Source organism: Pseudomonas typographi, from assembly GCF_014694385.1.
Classification (GTDB): domain Bacteria; phylum Pseudomonadota; class Gammaproteobacteria; order Pseudomonadales; family Pseudomonadaceae; genus Aquipseudomonas; species Aquipseudomonas typographi.
Window position 1 is genome coordinate 1 of sequence record NZ_JAAOCA010000023.1, and the last position, 17,714, is coordinate 17,714.

The 17,714-nt window shown below is 61.1% G+C and carries 14 protein-coding genes, 2 tRNA genes and 1 pseudogene; 6 read left to right on the forward strand and 11 right to left on the reverse strand.

Features of this window, described 5'->3' with window-relative positions; all coding sequences use genetic code 11:
* Positions 1-72 precede the first annotated feature (72 nt).
* Positions 73-993: a LysR substrate-binding domain-containing protein gene (locus HAQ05_RS17835; protein ID WP_238936543.1), complete on the forward strand. Its 921-nt coding sequence runs from the start codon at positions 73-75 to the stop codon at positions 991-993.
* A 13-nt stretch (positions 994-1,006) separates the two neighbouring features.
* On the opposite strand, the gene tsaA is transcribed toward HAQ05_RS17835, so the two are convergent.
* From tsaA to rimO, 3 genes are all read right to left on the reverse strand, one after another.
* The gene (gene tsaA / locus HAQ05_RS17840; RefSeq protein WP_190422981.1) at positions 1,007-1,705 is read right to left on the reverse strand and encodes a tRNA (N6-threonylcarbamoyladenosine(37)-N6)-methyltransferase TrmO; all 699 of its coding nucleotides are present in this window, start codon (positions 1,703-1,705) and stop codon (positions 1,007-1,009) included.
* A 1-nt stretch (position 1,706) separates the two neighbouring features.
* The gene (locus HAQ05_RS17845) at positions 1,707-2,168 is read right to left on the reverse strand and encodes a YehS family protein (RefSeq protein WP_190422983.1); all 462 of its coding nucleotides are present in this window, start codon (positions 2,166-2,168) and stop codon (positions 1,707-1,709) included.
* Positions 2,169-2,316: 148 nt separating this feature from the next.
* Positions 2,317-3,657 (reverse strand): 30S ribosomal protein S12 methylthiotransferase RimO, encoded by a 1,341-nt coding sequence (gene rimO, locus HAQ05_RS17850; protein ID WP_190422985.1) that lies wholly within the window; start codon positions 3,655-3,657, stop codon positions 2,317-2,319.
* Positions 3,658-3,999: 342 nt separating this feature from the next.
* Here rimO and HAQ05_RS17855 point away from each other — a divergent pair, with 342 nt between their 5' ends.
* Positions 4,000-5,835, forward strand: a complete 1,836-nt coding sequence (locus tag HAQ05_RS17855; protein WP_420825780.1) for a potassium transporter Kup — start codon at positions 4,000-4,002, stop codon at positions 5,833-5,835.
* Between the two features lie 44 nt (positions 5,836-5,879).
* On the opposite strand, the gene HAQ05_RS17860 is transcribed toward HAQ05_RS17855, so the two are convergent.
* From HAQ05_RS17860 to HAQ05_RS17875, 4 genes are all read right to left on the reverse strand, one after another.
* Complete coding sequence (locus HAQ05_RS17860) at positions 5,880-7,163, reverse strand: virulence factor family protein (protein ID WP_190422990.1); 1,284 nt, start codon at positions 7,161-7,163, stop codon at positions 5,880-5,882.
* Entirely contained in the window at positions 7,163-9,805 is a 2,643-nt protein-coding gene (gene mprF / locus HAQ05_RS17865; RefSeq protein ID WP_190422992.1) for a bifunctional lysylphosphatidylglycerol flippase/synthetase MprF, read from the reverse strand. Before mprF ends, HAQ05_RS17860 begins: the two co-directional genes overlap by 1 nt.
* A gap of 255 nt (positions 9,806-10,060) precedes the next feature.
* Positions 10,061-10,137, reverse strand: a tRNA-Met gene (locus HAQ05_RS17870).
* 116 nt (positions 10,138-10,253) lie between these two features.
* Positions 10,254-10,330 (reverse strand) — tRNA-Met (locus tag HAQ05_RS17875).
* A gap of 181 nt (positions 10,331-10,511) precedes the next feature.
* Between HAQ05_RS17875 and dinB the strand changes: the two genes are divergently transcribed.
* Positions 10,512-11,579, forward strand: coding sequence for a DNA polymerase IV (gene dinB / locus HAQ05_RS17880; RefSeq protein ID WP_190422993.1), 1,068 nt, complete (start codon positions 10,512-10,514; stop codon positions 11,577-11,579).
* A 124-nt stretch (positions 11,580-11,703) separates the two neighbouring features.
* Here the strand turns inward: dinB and HAQ05_RS17885 are convergent, their stop codons facing one another.
* Together HAQ05_RS17885 and HAQ05_RS17890 are read right to left on the reverse strand one after the other, a co-directional pair.
* Entirely contained in the window at positions 11,704-13,419 is a 1,716-nt protein-coding gene (locus HAQ05_RS17885; RefSeq protein WP_190422994.1) for a proline--tRNA ligase, read from the reverse strand.
* 126 nt (positions 13,420-13,545) lie between these two features.
* Positions 13,546-14,853, reverse strand: a complete 1,308-nt coding sequence (locus HAQ05_RS17890) for an OprD family porin (protein WP_190422995.1) — start codon at positions 14,851-14,853, stop codon at positions 13,546-13,548.
* Between the two features lie 793 nt (positions 14,854-15,646).
* Between HAQ05_RS17890 and HAQ05_RS17895 the strand changes: the two genes are divergently transcribed.
* On the forward strand, positions 15,647-16,069 hold the full coding sequence (locus tag HAQ05_RS17895; RefSeq protein WP_190423145.1) for an HIT domain-containing protein: 423 nt from the start codon (positions 15,647-15,649) through the stop codon (positions 16,067-16,069).
* Complete coding sequence (locus HAQ05_RS17900) at positions 16,057-16,281, forward strand: SlyX family protein (protein WP_338050255.1); 225 nt, start codon at positions 16,057-16,059, stop codon at positions 16,279-16,281. Before HAQ05_RS17895 ends, HAQ05_RS17900 begins: the two co-directional genes overlap by 13 nt.
* A 17-nt stretch (positions 16,282-16,298) precedes the next feature.
* Here HAQ05_RS17900 and HAQ05_RS28725 read toward each other — a convergent pair whose 3' ends face one another.
* Both HAQ05_RS28725 and HAQ05_RS29170 read right to left on the reverse strand, forming a co-directional pair.
* On the reverse strand, positions 16,299-16,538 hold the full coding sequence (locus HAQ05_RS28725) for a cold shock domain-containing protein (protein ID WP_238935105.1): 240 nt from the start codon (positions 16,536-16,538) through the stop codon (positions 16,299-16,301).
* 99 nt (positions 16,539-16,637) lie between these two features.
* Positions 16,638-16,907: pseudogene (locus tag HAQ05_RS29170) on the reverse strand (cold shock domain-containing protein membrane protein); the annotation flags it as partial.
* Positions 16,908-17,359: 452 nt separating this feature from the next.
* Between HAQ05_RS29170 and HAQ05_RS17910 the strand changes: the two are divergent.
* Positions 17,360-17,680, forward strand: a complete 321-nt coding sequence (locus tag HAQ05_RS17910; protein ID WP_190422997.1) for a ribbon-helix-helix domain-containing protein — start codon at positions 17,360-17,362, stop codon at positions 17,678-17,680.
* Positions 17,681-17,714 lie beyond the last annotated feature (34 nt).

The following is a 17,714-nucleotide window of genomic DNA, read 5'->3' on the forward strand; positions in this document are numbered from 1 at the left end:
GGGCTGGGCTGGGATCATGACGAAAATGTTGCACCCTCCCGTTGATCGCGACAAACGAGATTAACGCGGGCTATGTGTGAGAAAATCGAACGCATGCTCAATTCATTGCCCCCGCTCAATGCCATACGTGCCTTTGTTTGCGCGGCGCGCCACCAGAGTTTTACGCTCGCTGCCAGTGAACTGCATGTGACCCACAGCGCAGTCAGCCGCCAGGTAAAGGCATTGGAAGCGTACCTGGGGGTGCGCCTGTTCGAGCGGCGTATTCGCCAGGTGAGCCTGACGGTGGAGGGGCTAAGGTTCTTCGCACAGGCTGAAGCGGCGTTGAGCCAAATCGTCGCGGCGGCCCAGTCGGTCATGGGCCAGATGCCTTCGCGGGTGGTCAAGATCAATGTCCGCCCCTCGTTCGCGGTACGTTGGTTGATCCCTCGGTTGCCTGACTTCGTCGAGCGCTATCCTGGGATCGAACCGCAGGTGCTCACCACGACGCTCCCCCCCGCCAAGGCCACCGACCACTTCGATATCACCGTGCGCCGGGGCCATGAAGGGTGGCCGCCTTCGATCGCGGTTCACCCGTTCCTCGAAGATGAAGCCTGCGTCGTGGCTGCACCGGCCTTGCTCGAAAACCATGCCGTCACCGACCCTTGCGCATTGGCATCCTGCGTAATGCTCTGGTCGCGATCACGCAAGGGCGATTGGGATGCGTGGCTGGCGCACACCGGTATCGCGCCGGTAAAACCGGCTGGGCAGATGCAGTTCGAACATGTGCATTTTGTGTTGCAAGCGGCCATAGACGGTTTGGGCTTTGCCGTGGCGCCGGTGTCATTGGTGTCGGCGGGCATCGCCTCAGGCCAGCTTCGTTGCCCGTTTCCCACGTTACGCATGCCGGTACCGCGCTATTACTATGGCATTGCCCGCAACGCCGTACCGGAGGCGAGGTTCTTCGCGGCGTGGCTGGAAGATGAGCTGGCCAGGCAGAACCTGGGCCAGGCTTAACGCCAGTGGAACCCTAGGCAGGGTTAGCAAGCACCTCCAGCACCTGAATATGCGCCGCATGAGGGTAGTGCCAACGCACGTCTACGTCCCAAAGCCGAACGCCGTAGCGGCGCTGCGGCGGCGGTACTTGATAGGCCGGCCGTGGGTCTTGCGCCAGGCATTGTTCGATCAGCGCCACCAGTGGCTCGCCCAGGCGCTGGCCATGGGCGGCGGCGGCCGCCAGTGCGGCGGCCTCCCAACCCACGGTGACCTGTTGCGGCGCTGCCGCGGCCATGTGGTTATGTGCTTGTGCCACATGGTCGGCATAAGGCACGTAGGGTTTTATGTCCAATACCGGGGTGCCGTCTAGCAGGTCGATGCCCGAAAGGTACAAGCGCCCAGGTTCCACACGCTCCAGGCGCACCACCGACTGGCCGATGCCATTGGGTCGGTGGGTGGCACGGGTGGCGAACACGCCCACGCTGCGGTTACCGCCTAACCGGGGTGGGCGCACTTTCAGCCGTGGGCTTTGCTCCAATGCCTGGTGGAACAAAAACAGCAACCACACGTGGCTGGCCTGTTCCAGGCCTTGTACGGCTTCGCCGGTGTCGAACGGGGGAACCAGCTCCAGCACGCCGCGCGCCGCGGGCGCCAGCGCCGGCTGGCGGGGAATGGCGAATTTTTCCTTGAAGCAGCTACGCACGTAGCCCACGGGTTCGACCAGGTGCTGCATGTTAGCCGCGCACGCGCAGGGTCAAACCCTTGAGGAAATTACGCAGCAGTTGATCGCCGCAGGGCCGGAAGTTACTGTGGCCGGCTTTGCGGAACAACGCGCTCAGCTCAGGCTTGGACACTTCGAATTGCACCGACTCGAGGATCTGGCGGATGTCATCCTCTTTCAGCTCGAAGGCCACGCGCAGTTTTTTCAGCACGTCGTTGTTGGTAACCGGCACCACGATAGGCAATGCGGGGCGGCTGTCGTCCTTGCCGCGCTTGTACACCACCAAGCCGTCGAGAAAATGCGCCATGACTTCGTCCGGGCAGCGCACGAAGCCTTCTTCCTCTTCTTTTTTAAGGTAGTGGGCAATGTCGGCCACGGTGACCGTTAACCCAGCCAGCTTGATAATGTCGACCAGTTTGCCGTCGCCCACATTCAGCAGGTAACGCACGCTGCGCAGTACATCGTTGAGTATCATCGGTTTGCCCGTTCCCTTGCCAAAAACAGCGGCATTGTAGCCTAACCGCCCAGGCGATTCTGGCCTGGGTATGCTCGGGGCGGCCGTGGCAGTGGCAGTGGCAGTGGCAGTGGCCAGGCCGGTGGGGGGGCGCGCCGGCCTGGCGGGGTCAGACGGTTTCGGCCCAGAGGTCGTACTCATCGGCATTGGTGATGCGGCAGCGCACTTTGTCACCGGGCTTCAAGTTGCGGTCGGTGTTGATATAAACGTTGCCGTCGATTTCTGGAGCGTCGAAGAAACTGCGGCCAACCGGGCCTTGTTCATCCACTTCGTCGACCAGTACTTCGATTTCCCGGCCCACACGCTGCTGCAAGCGGGCACTGCTGATGGCTTGCTGGTGGGCCATGAAGCGCTCCCAGCGTTCTTGTTTGATCGCCTCGGGCACCGGGCCGGCCAAGTCATTGGCAGGTGCGCCGTCCACGGGCGAATACTGGAAGCAGCCCACCCGGTCGAGCTGGGCTTCACTGAGCCAGTCGAGCAGGTATTGGAAGTCTTCTTCGGTTTCCCCAGGGAAACCCACGATGAAGGTCGAACGGATGATCAGGTCTGGGCACTGCTCACGCCAGGCCTTGATGCGCGCCAGGGTTTTGTCTTCGAACGCAGGCCGCTTCATGGCCTTGAGGATTTTCGGGCTGGCATGCTGGAAGGGGATGTCCAGATAAGGCAGCAATTTGCCCGCGGCCATCAGCGGGATGATGTCGTCCACATGCGGATAGGGGTACACATAATGCAAGCGCACCCACACGCCCAGCGTGCCGAGCGCCTCGCACAGTTCGGCCATACGGGTTTTGACCGGCTGGCCGTTCCAGAAGCCGGTGCGGTATTTCACATCCACCCCGTAGGCGCTGGTGTCTTGAGAAATCACCAACAGCTCCTTGACCCCAGCCTTGACCAGCCGCTGGGCTTCATCGAGCACGTCGCCCACCGGGCGGCTGACCAGTTTGCCGCGCATCGACGGGATGATGCAAAAGCTGCAACTGTGGTTGCAGCCTTCGGAGATCTTCAGGTAGGCGTAGTGGCGTGGGGTCAGCTTGATCCCTTGCGGGGGCACCAGGTCGACCAGCGGGTTGTGCTCGCGGTTGGGCGGCACCACCTCATGCACCGCGTTGACCACTTGCTCGTACTGCTGCGGCCCGGTAACGGCGAGCACGCTCGGGTGCACGTCACGGATGGCGTTCTCTTCGACGCCCATGCATCCGGTAACGATCACCCGGCCGTTTTCAGCGATCGCTTCGCCGATCACCTCGAGCGATTCGGCCTTGGCGCTGTCAATGAAGCCGCAGGTATTGACCACCACCACGTCGGCGTCTTGGTAGGTGGGTACGACGTCGTAACCTTCCATGCGCAGTTGCGTCAGGATGCGTTCGGAGTCGACGAGGGCCTTGGGGCAGCCCAGCGATACGAAACCGACACTGGGTGCCTTCTTGGGCGCAGCGGTGGGGGTGGTCATAGGAAAACGGCCTCGGCGAATCACGATCACGGCAAAAAGGCGCAAGAGTATACAGCTATTTGCTGTGTTTAGAGCCTGGGCAAGCGACGGATAGCCGCCTTGGTTGCCAGGTTTCGGTTCAACCCGCCCCCGGGCGTTCACATGGCCGGCGTTTTACCGGCACATATCGGCGAATGCTGCGCTATGCTTCGCCGCGTCGCGCGGCCTGGGCTGTGCACGGTTTCAATAGGGCGCCTGCCTATTTTAGGCGGGGCCGACCATAGGCTGCAGGAGAAGTGGATGGTTCACGCAAGCGGTGAGGTTCGGGAAGGCCGCCAGGCCGCCGGGCCGCTGAGTATTCTGATGGCCGCGGTGGGCGTTGTGTATGGCGATATCGGCACCAGCCCGTTGTACACCCTCAAGGAGGTGTTCACCGGTGGCTATGGTGTAGCGGCCAGCCATGACGGAGTATTGGGCATCCTGTCGTTGATATTCTGGGCGCTGGTTTGGGTGGTTTCGATCAAGTACGTACTGTTCGTGCTGCGCGCCGACAATGAAGGCGAGGGCGGTACCATGGCCCTGTTGGCGCTGGCCCGCCGCGCCGCCCTGGGCTATCCCAAGCTCGGCGCGGTATTGGTGGTGTTCGGCCTGTGTGGCACGGCGTTGTTCTACGGCGACAGCATGATTACCCCGGCGGTGTCGGTGTTGTCGGCGGTCGAGGGGTTGGAATTGGCGATGGATGGCATCAAGCACTTGGTGGTACCTATTACCCTGGTGATCTTGATTGGCCTGTTCATATTGCAAAAGCACGGGACCGCGCAAATCGGCAAGTTGTTTGGCCCGGTCATGGTGTGCTGGTTCGGCGTATTGGGGTTATTGGGTATCTATGGCATCTACCAGCACCCCGAAGTGCTGAAGGCACTCAACCCGGCATGGGTGTTGCGTTTTTTCGAGGTGCACCCGGGTATCAGTGTGTCGGTGCTCGGCGCCGTTGTGCTGGCCTTGACCGGCGCCGAGGCGTTGTATGCCGACCTGGGCCACTTTGGCCGTAAACCGATCGCCCGCGCCTGGTTCGCCTTGGTGCTGCCAGCGCTGGTGCTCAATTATTTCGGCCAAGGCGCCCTGCTGCTGGGCGATGCTGAAGCCGTGCGCAACCCCTTCTTTTTATTGGCACCGAGCTGGGCGTTGGTGCCGATGATCGTGCTCTCCACCGTTGCCACGGTCATCGCCTCGCAAGCCGTGATTTCGGGCGCGTTCTCGTTGACCCACCAGGCCATTCAGTTGGGTTACATCCCGCGCATGCACATCCAGCACACCTCTAGCAGCGAGCAAGGGCAAATCTACATCAGCGCGGTGAATTGGACGCTGATGGTTGGGGTGATCCTACTGGTGCTGGGTTTCAAATCGTCCGGCGCCCTGGCGTCGGCTTACGGGGTGGCGGTAACCGGCACCATGTTGTGCACCACGGTGATGCTGTCGGTGGTGGTCCTGCGCCTGTGGCGGTGGCCGCCCTTGTTGAGCGTGCCTCTGTTGCTGGGCTTTCTCGCGGTAGACTTGCTGTTCTTCACCGCCAACGTGCCGAAGATCATCCAGGGCGGGGCGTTTCCGGTGGTCGCGGGTATCGCGTTGTTTATCCTCATGAGCACTTGGAAGCGTGGCAAGCAATTGTTGGTGGAGCGTATCGACGAGGGCAGCCTGCCGCTGCCGATCTTCATTGCCAGCATTCGCATACAGCCGCCGCACCGGGTGCAGGGCACCGCGGTGTTTCTCACCGCCCGCCCAGCCGCGGTGCCCCACGCACTGCTGCATAACCTGCTGCACAACCAAGTGCTGCACGAGCAGGTGGTATTGCTGACGGTGGTCAACGAAGACAGCCCACGGGTGCCCAGGGAGCAGCGTATCGACGTGGAGGCCTACGGTGAAGGGTTCTTCCGGGTGATACTGCATTACGGCTTCATGGACGAACCCGACGTGCCGGCGGCATTGGCGCTATGCCGCCTCGACGGCCTGGACTTCACCCCCATGCGCACCACGTATTTCCTTAGCCGGGAAACCGTCATCTCTTCGAAGCTCAGGGGCATGGCACGTTGGCGCGAAAACTTGTTTGCGTTCATGCTCAAGAACGCAAACGGCAACTTGAAGTTCTTCCGGTTGCCGCTGAACAGGGTGATCGAATTGGGGACGCAGGTGGAGATATAGCGAACAGGCAACCGCCGTAGCGGTTTTGCCTGGGGGCTTGCCGCTTAGGGCGTCGCTTTACCGGTCCACTGATCGATGACCGCAATCAGTTTCTTGGCCAGCGCCGGGTAGTTTTCATCGAAGTGGTGCCCGCCTGGAAGTTTGAGTTTCTGGCCTACGGCGGTGGCCTCGGTGCAGCCGCTTTCGCCGGTTTCTTCTTCACCGTAAACGCATAGCACTTTCCCGGCCGGTAGTTTGGCCATTTCCGGGCCGGTGGGGGCTTCTTTACCTTCCTGGCCGAGCCAGCCTTCGACTTCAATCTCGAAGCTGCCACTGCGGGCGAAGGCCAGCAAAATCATACCGTCCACGCGCTTCTTGTCGTCTTCGCCCAGGCGGTTGTAGATCGCCGGCAGTACGTCGGCGCCGAATGAATAACCGGCCAGTATGAAGTGCTTGGCGCCCCATTTGTGCCGGTAATACTCCATCACTTCGGCCAGGTCTTCGGCGCTTTCTTCTGGGGCCTTGTGCTGCCAGTAGTAACGCAACGTGTCGATACCCACCACCGGGTAACCCAACTGTGCCATATCCCCGGCCACATCTTTGTCCAGGTCGCGCCAGCCGCCGTCGCCGGACAAGAAAAGCGTCACGGTGTCGCTAGCGTTTGTGGCGGGCACTTCCACCACCGGCATCTTCAGCGCGGCCGCTTCTTCGCCCAGCAGGGCTTGGACCAACTGCGCCTTGAGCAGCTCGGGCAGTTTCACGTCGTAGTCCGAAATACTGTTCTCGGCATTGGCTTGGCCACGCACGAACGCGGCGGCGGTGTCGTCCGGCCAGTCGTTCCACGCCACGTACCAGTGGCCATGCTCGGCTTTCTTGGCCCACTCGAGGGTGCAGCCGGTTTGTTCCAAGGCAAAGCCCACCGACACCGCCTTGGCCTTGTCGTTGCTTTGCCCTGCCAGCCAATTCCACGCTTCTGAGCCGCCGATGGCGATGCCACCAACCACGTTGGGGGGGCTGCCCAGTTGTTGCAGGCCAGCCTGGAAAGCAGCCTGCTGCAGGTTACAGTCGGTTTTGGGCAGTATGACCTGCACGATCTTCGCAGCGGCCTGGCGGCTAAGGTCAGACAACTGCTTGTCGCTCAAGGCTTCTTCCGCGGGTACCGCCAGCAGCACCTGGTTGCGGGCACTCTGCCCAGGCACCACCTCGGTGGCGGCACTGCCATCGCTTAAGGTCCGTTGCTGCAGCGTGGGCGCCGGTATCGGGCGGTTCCACCACCCGTAGCCAGCCGCTGCCACGGCTATCAGCACAACCAGCGTAATCAATACTGCGCGCCAGTAACGTCGAATCATCAGCGTTTCACCAATCCAGTCAGGCCACCTGCAATCAAGGCGGCGGTGTCGGCCAGTGCCACGAGCGGATCGAGGCCCGCCGGCACGGCCATGTAGCGAGGTTCCCAGTCGGGCTGGAATTTGTCTTTGAAGCGGCGCAAGCCTTGGAAGTTGTACAGTTGCTCACCGCGGGTGAATACCATGGACCCCAGCCGCTGGGCCAGCGGTGCACCCCTACGTGGTTGCAGCCCCGACAGTGGCACCATCCCCAGGCTGAATTTAGCGTAGCCGGCGGCTTTATAATGCTGGATCAGCCCGACCATCATGAACTCCATCGTGAGCTTCGGCGCCTCGGGGTGCGAACGCATGAGGTCAAGGCTTGCCAATTGCTTGCTATTGGTTTCCAACAGGTTGGCGAAGGCTACCGGGCGGCCTTCGAAGTGAACGATCACAATCCGAAAATGCTTGAGGTATTCGGGGCTGAAGCGGCCCAGGGAGAAACCTTTCTCGCGCACATTTTTACCGGAAAGCCACGCGTCGGAGATGATTTTAAGTTCATCCAACGGCGCCTGGCCGGCTTCATACACTTGCATCGATAAGCCGTCGCGGGTGCCGCGGTTCCAGGTGTAGCGCAGGTCTTTCATTTCTTTGCCCTTGGCTTCGAGGTCGAAGCCATGCAAATCGACCCGGGCCTCTTCGCCCAGCTTGATCGCGGTCAGGCCGATATCCATGTAGTACGGCAGGTTCTCGGCGCGTACCTGGTAGAACACTGGGCGGGCGTGGTGGAAGTCGCAGAGGTCGCGGAACTGCCAGATCATTTCTGCCCGCGGCTGGGTCGGGCCGATAGGGTCGTAAAGCGCCACCAGGCTGCGGCCACGGCGGGCATACATAATGAAGGCCTTGTTCTGGGGGTGAAACAACAGCGCCTTGTCGCCTGTCAGCGCCAGCCCGCCGTCGGGTTGGTGCGAGGCTTTGAGGATTTTTGCCGCGCGTTCGAGCTCTTCTTCGCTGGGTAAATGTATAACCGGGCGGGCCGTGCGCAGCAGCCAGGTGAGCGCGACGATGATCAACAGCACCGCACTGCCCAGCGCCGAGCGCAGGCCACGTGGGGCATCGGCGTCCAGTGCGAACTGCCACCACAGCTTGGTGCTGTAGGGCACATCCCGATAGGCAAAAAACAGCAGCCAGATCGACGCACCCACCACGCAGGTAGCGGCGATCAGGAACAGTGGCGACAGCGGCAGTTCCATCAGCCGGCTGGGGCGGTAGAAAGAGCGGCGGAACACGCCAAGCAGCGATGCGGTGGTGATCAGGATGCAAGCCTCTTCCCAATCAAAGCCCTTGAGCAATGACATCAGCGCGCCGGCCAGCAACAGCACCATGGTCAGCATCCATGCGGCAGACAGGCGCCGGCGCAGGCCCTGCGCCAGTAACAAACACAGCACGCCGATCAGGCTGGCGATGAAGTGCGAGGCGTCTATCAGCCGATGCGGCAGCAAAAAACCCATGTGTTCCAGGCGGGTGTCGATTTCCGGTGTGGCGCCCGAAAACAGCAGCACCACCCCGGAGAGAAACACCAACACCGCCAGGATCGGCGCGGCCAGCCCTGACGCCACGCGGATGGCTTGGCGCGCGAACAGCAGGCGGCGGCCTTCATGGACCAGCAGCACCAGGCAGGCCACCAAAAACGGCAGCACCACGTAGATCAGGCGGTACAGCAGCAGCGCTGCGGCCAGAGGCGCGGCGCCCAGTTGGTCGGCGAACGCGGCCAGCAGGATCGCCTCGAACACGCCCACGCCACCGGGCACATGGCTCAGCACGCCCGCCGCCAAGGCCAGTAGGTACACCAGCACGAAGGCGCCAAACGGTGGGGCTTCCGGTAGCAGGCAATACAGCACCGTTGCCGCAGCGGCCACGTCCAGTGCGGTGATCAACAACTGCAGGGCGGTGAGCTTTACCGAGGGCAAGCGCAGGGTTTTGCTACCCACGCGCACCACCAGGTTGTGCGGGTAGGGTTGTGCCTCTACGCGGCGCCGATAAACGCCCACCGCCAGGGCCACGAAAAGCACCAGCACGGCCACGGCCAGCAAACCCAGCAAGGGCGCTGGAATCCGCAAGGCGGTTGCGGCGGCCTGCACGTCGCTCAAGGTGGCGAGGGCGGCGAGTGGGGGGAGGGCGCAGCCCAACGACAATGCAGCGAACAGCGACATCCGGGCGACTTCCCCGGCGCCCACGCCCAGGCGCGAGTACAACCGGTAGCGTACCGAGCCGCCCGATAGCAGCGCCAAGCCTACCGCGTTGCCGATGGCGAACGCGGTAAAGCCGCCCAAGGCCAGCGAGCGCTTCGTCAGGGCAGCCCCCGCGTATCGGGCGGCGGACCACTCATAGCCCAGCAGAATCAAAAAACCCACCACCGTCGCGCCCAAGGCGCCCAGTAATGCGCTGCTGGGCGTGCTCAGTACGGCGTCATGCAGGGCATAGAGGTCAAGCTCGGCAAGCATGTGCCGGCAGGCAAGCAAAGCGATCGCGAACATCACCAGCGTTACCCCCAGGCCGATAGGCTGGCGGTTGCGGCTCAACCATTGCAGCCAGCGCGGGCGGGGCGAACGGGGTGGTGCGGTTACAGTGGCGGTGTCGTTTACGTCAGGCTTCTCAAGGCGCATCAATGACCTCGCGGATTGTGCGAGACAGGATGTGAATATCCGGCCAATTGACCAATCCCTCGATATGAATGTGCCGGGATATTACCCCGTTGGTCGTTACACTGCGACCAGACCCCTCACCTATAGGGCAAGTTTCATGGTTATTCCAGTGGGGGCCGCCGCAACCTTGTGCACAAGGCACTAACCCTTTGATGTAGCAGGTTTTTATTGCAGGCGAAAAAAAAGACCACCTATATAAGTGGCCTTTTTTCTGTGTGGTTGCGGGAGCCGGATTTGAACCGACGACCTTCGGGTTATGAGCCCGACGAGCTACCAGACTGCTCCATCCCGCGTCATGTGGGGCGTATTCTACACGCTGCTAACGCATTGTCAAGCTATTGATTACAAAGCGAATTGTGCAGTGTTTCGTGAACGAAAAACGCCACCCGAAGGTGGCGTTCTCTGAAGGTGGTTGCGGGAGCCGGATTTGAACCGACGACCTTCGGGTTATGAGCCCGACGAGCTACCAGACTGCTCCATCCCGCGTCATGTGGGGCGCATTTTACAGGCAATGCCTTGGGTGTCAATGGTTTTCTGTAAAAAGCGCTTTTTGTTCAATTATTTAGCGCACCGGCCGGTGCATGCTATGGGCGGCGGTGCCGCAAGCTGATAGCCAATCTAAAAAAACACTGTATATTTGTTCACCCCTGCTTACCTTTATTTCGCTATGGCTCAACGCAAGATCATCCACATCGACTGCGATTGCTTTTATGCCGCTATCGAAATGCGTGATGACCCGCGCCTGGCCGGCAAGCCAATGGCAGTAGGGGGCGCCCCCGACCGCCGCGGCGTGATCGCCACCTGCAACTATGAAGCGCGCGCCTATGGTGTTCGCTCGGCAATGGCGTCACGCCATGCCGTTAAGTTATGCCCAGGCCTCACGATCGTGCGCCCACGCTTCGATGCCTATAAACAGGCTTCAGGCGAGATCCAGCAGATTTTTCGCGAGTACACCGAACTGATCGAGCCCTTGTCGCTCGATGAGGCATACCTGGACGTTTCGCTGTGTACGCAATTCGACGGCAGTGCCACCCGCATCGCCCAAGACATCCGCCGCAAAGTGGCGCAGCGGTTGCGCATCACCGTATCGGCGGGTGTGGCCCCCAACAAATTCCTGGCCAAGATCGCCAGCGATTGGCGCAAGCCTGATGGCTTATTCGTGATCACCCCGGCGCAGGTCGATGAGTTCGTGGCCCAACTGCCGGTGGCGCGGCTGCATGGGGTAGGTAAAGTCACCGCGGATAAGCTCCAGCGGCTGGGCGTGGAGCAGTGCTGGCAGCTCCGTGAATGGCCACGGCTGGCGCTGGTTCGTGAATTCGGCAGTTTCGGCCAGCGGCTGCATGACCTGGCCCATGGCCTGGACGAGCGGCCGGTAGAGAATGACAACCGTCGGCAGTCGGTTAGCGTGGAAAACACTTACGATCAAGACCTCCCAGACCTACCCAGTTGCCTCGAAAAACTCCCCCAGTTGGTCGATACGCTCGAGCAGCGCGTGGCGCGGCTGGATAGCAGCTATCGGCCGGGCAAACCGTTCGTGAAGGTGAAGTTTCATGACTTCAGCCAGACCACCCTGGAGCAAACTGGCGCGGCCCGGGACCTGCGCAGTTACCAGCAATTACTGGGGCAGGCGTTCGCCCGCGGTGGCAAGCCGGTAAGGTTGCTGGGGGTGGGGGTGCGCCTTCATGACCGGCGCACGGATGTGGAACAATTGGAGCTGTTCGGCCCTGTGACATAACAAAGCAGGGGCGCATGGCGGGCGGCGCTTCGCTTGGCAACGGCGGGCGATTGAGCTGGAGCTGCCTTCGCTCCAACTCGGCCGGGGCTTCTGCCGATGCCCGCCAGGTTCCGCGTCCGGCGGGTTAGCGGGCCACCCGCGCGGTCAGGAACCCCAGTACATCGGCGGCATCGATGCTTTGCGCCTCGGCGTCTGTACGGTGTTTGTACTCGAGCTTACCGTCGGCCAAGCTGCGATCGCTGATCACCACCCGGTGCGGAATGCCGATCAGCTCCATGTCGGCGAACTTGATGCCGGGGCTGGTCTTCTTGTCGCGGTCATCGAGCAGCACCTCGAAGCCTGCGGCGGTCAACTGGGCATACAGGCTGTCGGTGGCCTCGCGCACGGCTTCGGTTTCATAGCGCAACGGGACCAGCGCCACCTGGAAGGGGGCCAATGTATCGTTCCAGATGATGCCCTTGTCGTCGTGGCTTTGCTCGATAGCCGCCGCCACCACCCGCGAAACACCAATGCCATAGCAGCCCATGGTCAGGGTTACCGGCTTGCCACTTTCGCCCAGTACCTGGCACTTCATTGCCTCGCTGTACTTGGTGCCCAACTGGAAAATGTGGCCCACCTCGATACCGCGCTTGATCACCAAGGTGCCCTGGCCATCAGGGCTAGGGTCGCCTTCGACGACGTTGCGCAGGTCCGCCACCTGCGGCAATGGCAGGTCACGTTCCCAATTCACGCCGAAATAGTGCTTGTCATCGATGTTCGCGCCCACGCCAAAGTCGCTCATCAGTGCGACGGAGCGGTCGACCACCACGGGCAGGGGCATGTTCAGCGGCCCGAGCGAACCGGGGCCGGCACCGACCACGGCCCGAATCTCGGCTTCGCTGGCCATGGCCAGGGGGCTGGCGACCTGGGGTAGGTTGGCCGCTTTGACTTCGTTGACTTCGTGGTCGCCGCGCACCACTAGCACCACCAGCTTGCCTTTTTCGGCGCCATGGACGATCAGCGTCTTGACCGTGCGCTCGATAGGCACGCCATGCTTCTCGACCAGGGCTGCGATGGTCTTGGTATTGGGCGTGTCGACTAAGCGTAATGGCTCGGTAGGCGCGGCGCGCTCGGTTTCACGGGGTACGGCCTCGGCCTTTTCGATGTTGGCGGCGTAGCCCGAGCCGTTACTGAATACGATGTCGTCTTCGCCAGAGGCAGCCAGCACTTGAAATTCGTGGGAGCCCGCGCCGCCGATAGAGCCGTTGTCGGCCACTACGGGGCGAAAGTCCAGGCCCAGGCGGCTGAATATAGTGCAGTACGCCTGGTACATGCGATCGTACGTTTGCTGCAGCGAGGCTTGGTCGGTGTGGAAGGAGTAAGCATCCTTCATCACGAATTCGCGGCCGCGCATCAAGCCAAACCGCGGGCGGATTTCGTCACGGAATTTGGTTTGAATCTGATAAAGGTTCAATGGCAGCTGCTTATAGCTGCTGACCTCGTTGCGAACGAGGTCTGTGATCACTTCCTCGTGGGTAGGGCCCACGCAGAATTCCCGGTCGTGGCGGTCTTTCAGGCGCAGCAACTCAGGGCCGTACTCTTCCCAGCGGCCGGATTCCTGCCACAGCTCGGCGGGCTGGATGGACGGCATCAGCACCTCATGGGCACCGGCGGCATTCATTTCCTCACGCACGATCGCTTCTACCTTGCGCATCACTCGCAGGCCCATCGGTAGCCAGGTGTACAGGCCCGAGGCCAGTTTGCGGATCATGCCCGCGCGTAGCATCAGTTGGTGGCTGATCACCACCGCATCGGATGGGGTTTCTTTGAGGGTGGCAAGCAGGTATTGACTAGTGCGCATGGTAAGCCAGTGTGTTTGCTGGGTTTTAATGGGTTGCCGGCATTGTACGGTGCGGGCACGGCGGCGTATACCCAAAGAAAAGCCCGGCCTAGGCCGGGCTTCGTACTGCAGGGTAATGCCTTTCGATTACAGGATCGAGATCGGGTAATCGATGATGAAGCGGAAGTTGTTCTGGCTGCCGTCGAGCTGCCCTGCGCTCGCACTGTGCCATGCCAGGCGGGTGCGGAACGACAGGTCTTTGACCGGGCCGCTCTGAACTACGTATTTGGCTTCCACGTTGGTTTCATGGTGGTCAGCTTTGCTCTCGAGACGCGCGCCATAGTAGCCGGTAATGTCATCACCCTTGACGTAACGGCCCATGAACGACAGCCCAGGCACACCGTAGGAGGCCATGTTCAACTCGTATTGCAGCTTCCAGGATTTCTCGCCAGCGCCGTTGAAGTCGGAGATTTGGATCGAGTTGGCCAGGAAGATCGAGTCGCCACCCTCACCGGAACTGTTGTCACCGACACCTACATAGTCGAACGCGGTGCTGCCGTTCACTTTCTGGAAGGCCAGGGTCACAGTGTGAGCGGTCAAGAACGAATACGCCGCCGCCAAGGAGTACGTATTGTTGTTGATGTCGCCGGCTTTGGCGCTGCCTTCATCCTGAGTGTTGTAGTAGTTCAGGTCGAAGGTCAGGGATTGGTCGCTGGCCAGCGGCAGAACGTAGTTCACGTTACCGTAGTATTGGTTCCAGACGTCTTTGAACTCCGACGCGTAGAAGCCAATGCTGAGGTTATCGCTGATCGCGTAGCGGCCGCCACCGAAGTCTACGGAGCTTGCCGTTACGCCCGCGTACGTAGCCCACAACTCACCGTCGCGGTTGCTGTTGATGGCGCTGCTGGAGGAATAGAAGTGGCCGGCTTCCAGGTCCAGGCCTTCGATTTCGCTGCTCATCAAGTTGATGCCGCTGGCCGTTTGCGGAGCGATGCGCGAACCACCAACAGCGAACACAGGCGAAGTAGTCGGTTGCATGTCGCCGATTTTCAGCATCGTTTTAGAGATGCGAAACTTGGCGGCGGCGCCGGCTTTGCTGAACGTGTCGTCGGTATCGCCATCGGCGCCGATCGGCAGGTTACCGGTGCTGCCGTTATTGCTGTCTAGCTTGCCGGTGAAGTAGGCGAATGCATCCACACCTACGCCGATCGTCCCCTGAGTGAAGCCGGAGCTGTATACACCTTGAATGCCTTGAGTCCAGCTCTTGGCATCACGGCCGCCGTTTTTGTTGTCCTGGTTCCAGTAGTAGTTGCGAAGCAGCAGGTTGAGGCTGCTGTCTTCAACAAAACCCTTGGCTTCCGATTGGTCGCTTACGAAGGCTGCTGCCGTCGCCAGTTGCGAGGTCGCCCCCGCGGTGACCGCCAGTGCGATTGCGCTCCACTTCATCACTCTCATCGTGACTTGCTCCTTTGGTTTTAGGAAGATTGCTGCCGGCCTCTGGTTTTTTTTTGGACGGCTCTTCTTTTTCTGATCGGCGCAACTTACATCACGCCAACGACGCGTTGCGATACTACGGGAAGCTTCTTGACGGCTTCTTTACGGTTGTGTCGCTTAATGTTTCGCCAGTGTCGCTTTGAAGCTGTCGCTTGGGCGACCGTTTAACTTCCCCTCCGAAGAGGGTTTTTGTGCACCTGCGGCTGTTGCGGATTGATATAGCAACAAGCGTGCACAAACCTGCGGCCATCTCACAGTTTTTTCACTTTTTTTTCGCAAATAGGCTCAACCCCCCGTAAAACGGGCGCTTCGCCCGCGGTAAAAGTCCCCCCGCCCTACATCTGGCGGCCGATACCGGCTTGCCCAAAACTGCGTTTGCGTTACCGCCGCCATGGGTTTGCCGGCTGCGCGGCGGCGTTACTGCGCACTTGGAATGGGCCGCGTGACCACAATTGGTGCGAAAAGTAGCACGCTGGGCACAGAGGTTAGCCCACCGTGGCGCAATGGCAAGTGGTACAGCTGGCAGCCTGAAAGGTAGCGCGCAGGCTCTGCCATACGGCTAGCTGGCCTGGCTTGCGTTATATAGCAAGGCGGTGGAAGGCGCCGAAGGCCGGGCGCGCCCCGGCCGCGTGCTGCGTCTTGGTGCGCAGGCTGCGCCGTCACGGCGCCGCTTGCCCCGGTACATAGGCTGGGAGCCCGCCGGCTAAGCGGGTATCCTTGGGCGATGGTTTTTGAACATTACGAGGCGGCCCAGGTGTTCTCACTAGATCCCCAACTGCAAGCTGATGCCCATGTACTGGGTGATTTTCCGCTGTGCCAGCTCTTGCTGAATAACGACTGCCAGTACCCTTGGCTAATCTTGGTGCCCCGCCGAGGGGCCGTCAGCGAGATATTCGAGCTGCCGGAGAGCGATCAGCAACAATTGTGGCAAGAAGTTACCGAACTGGGGCGTGTGGTACAACAAGCGTTCGCGGCGCACAAAGTCAATATCGCCGCGCTGGGTAATGTGGTGCGGCAACTGCACGTGCATGTGATTGCGCGCTTTATAGAAGACCCGGCCTGGCCGGCACCGGTATGGGCGAAGTTGCCGGCCATACCTTATGGGCCGGGCGGCGTGGAGGCGCTGAGTGAGCGTTTGCGCCCCTTGCTGGGCAGGGGGTTCGTGTGGGCGAGTTAGCTACCGAGCAGTTACGTGCCCGCGTGACTGAGTTGGAAAGCCGCCAAGCCTTCCAGGACGACACCCTCCAGGCCCTTAACGACGCAGTGGTGCAGCAGCGCCGCGAAATAGATCGGCTGCAGTTGCAGATGCAGGAGTTGATTCGGCGCTTTACCGAAGTGGCCGGGCAATTACCCGGCGAGTCGGAGGATGTGCCGCCGCCTCATTATTGAGGCAGCGGCGCGGCCAGTCAGCGGCGCGGCGGAGTGGGGACCACGTCTTCGGCCTGCAGGCCCTTGTCGCGGTTCATCACCGAGAATTCCACGCGCTGGCCTTCTACCAGTACGCGATGGCCTTCCCCACGGATGGCGCGAAAGTGCACGAAGATATCATCCCCCGAATCGCGCGAGATGAAACCAAAGCCCTTGGAGGTGTTGAACCACTTCACGGTGCCTGTATCGCGCTTGGCCGGGTCGTAGTTGGCGGGCAAGGGTGTTGTGGTGCCGTGTTTTTTCGGCAGGCTTGCCAGGGCTTGCAGCACCACCGCCAAGCCCGTGGTCAGCAAGCTCAGCAATACCGCGGGCTGGTCGCCCACTACGGGCAGCGGGGCGAGTAGGACCAACGCCTGAAGTACCGCGGCCAATACCAAAAGGGCACTTACGAAAGCTTGCAGGTGTTGCCGTGGCGCTTTTTTCCAAGTGGGGACGATGGGCGCCAGCAGTAGGTTGAGAAGCCCGATGAAGGCGAGGTAAATGGCGTCGGGTTGGGTGAGGTAGGGGGCAGCCTCCGGATGCAGGCTGGGTATGAGCGACAGCGCCAGAGCGGCTGCGCCCGTGAGGGTGTGAACGATTTTCAACATGGTGCTTGGCTCATTCTCAGGATCACGATGGAAAGCGGATCCCGGCAGGGCGGTCGGCAGATGAATGACGCGGGAAAAACCTGGCGGGAACCTCGACACGGTTACGGGCGTGAATGCCCTCGAAAACCGGCCACGGGTATTTAACCGCAAAGCCTGGCCCTACTCAAACCCGCCTTGCATGTTGACGCCGGCGTTGGGTGTCAGTGTGTGACATCCGCGCTATAGCGCCCTGCGCACGTTCAAGCGGCGCCCTCGTGGCCCGGAGGGCGCGGTTCGAGGCGGGCCCACTGGCGTGGGCACCTCCGCGTTCCCACACTATTACGTGCTTTTTCCTACGTGCTGGATTGCGTGGTAGGCGTGCGCCCGCAGGGGGCGAAAAGGTTTCATGGGGCTTGGGGCTGATAAGGCATCAGCCGTGCTTCCGGCCGACGAACCAAGGATGGTCACCCTCTATGTCTGCACATACTCCCACTTCCAAATGGTTGGGCCAGCGCGCGGGCGCTGTGCGCTGCGATCCGTTCAGCAGCGACTTCGACATGGCCCTGGCCGTACCGCAATCGCGGTCGGTGCGGCTCAACGGTTTCGCCACCTGCTTGCGCCTTGAGCGAGTCTACTGGGCGATTCTTGAGCAAATGGCGCGCGATAACGCCTGTACCGTCAGCCAGGTGCTGTCATATCTGGACCGCGAAGTGCATCTGCGCCACGGCGGTGTGAAAAACTTTAGCGGCTTGGTGCGGGTGATCTGCGTGGTTTACCAACGGGGGCATGTGTAGACGCATGGCTGCACAGCGCCGCTTAACCGGATAT

Coding starts and splice junctions, on each gene's coding strand:
- HAQ05_RS17835 (WP_238936543.1), top strand. CDS start 73: ATGTGTGAGAAAATCGAACGCATGCTCAATTCATTGCCCCCGCTCAAT.
- tsaA (WP_190422981.1), bottom strand. CDS start 1,705: ATGCAGCACCTGGTCGAACCCGTGGGCTACGTGCGTAGCTGCTTCAAG.
- HAQ05_RS17845 (WP_190422983.1), bottom strand. CDS start 2,168: ATGATACTCAACGATGTACTGCGCAGCGTGCGTTACCTGCTGAATGTG.
- rimO (WP_190422985.1), bottom strand. CDS start 3,657: ATGACCACCCCCACCGCTGCGCCCAAGAAGGCACCCAGTGTCGGTTTC.
- HAQ05_RS17855 (WP_420825780.1), top strand. CDS start 4,000: ATGGCCGCGGTGGGCGTTGTGTATGGCGATATCGGCACCAGCCCGTTG.
- HAQ05_RS17860 (WP_190422990.1), bottom strand. CDS start 7,163: ATGATTCGACGTTACTGGCGCGCAGTATTGATTACGCTGGTTGTGCTG.
- mprF (WP_190422992.1), bottom strand. CDS start 9,805: ATGCGCCTTGAGAAGCCTGACGTAAACGACACCGCCACTGTAACCGCA.
- dinB (WP_190422993.1), top strand. CDS start 10,512: ATGGCTCAACGCAAGATCATCCACATCGACTGCGATTGCTTTTATGCC.
- HAQ05_RS17885 (WP_190422994.1), bottom strand. CDS start 13,419: ATGCGCACTAGTCAATACCTGCTTGCCACCCTCAAAGAAACCCCATCC.
- HAQ05_RS17890 (WP_190422995.1), bottom strand. CDS start 14,853: ATGAGAGTGATGAAGTGGAGCGCAATCGCACTGGCGGTCACCGCGGGG.
- HAQ05_RS17910 (WP_190422997.1), top strand. CDS start 17,360: ATGTCTGCACATACTCCCACTTCCAAATGGTTGGGCCAGCGCGCGGGC.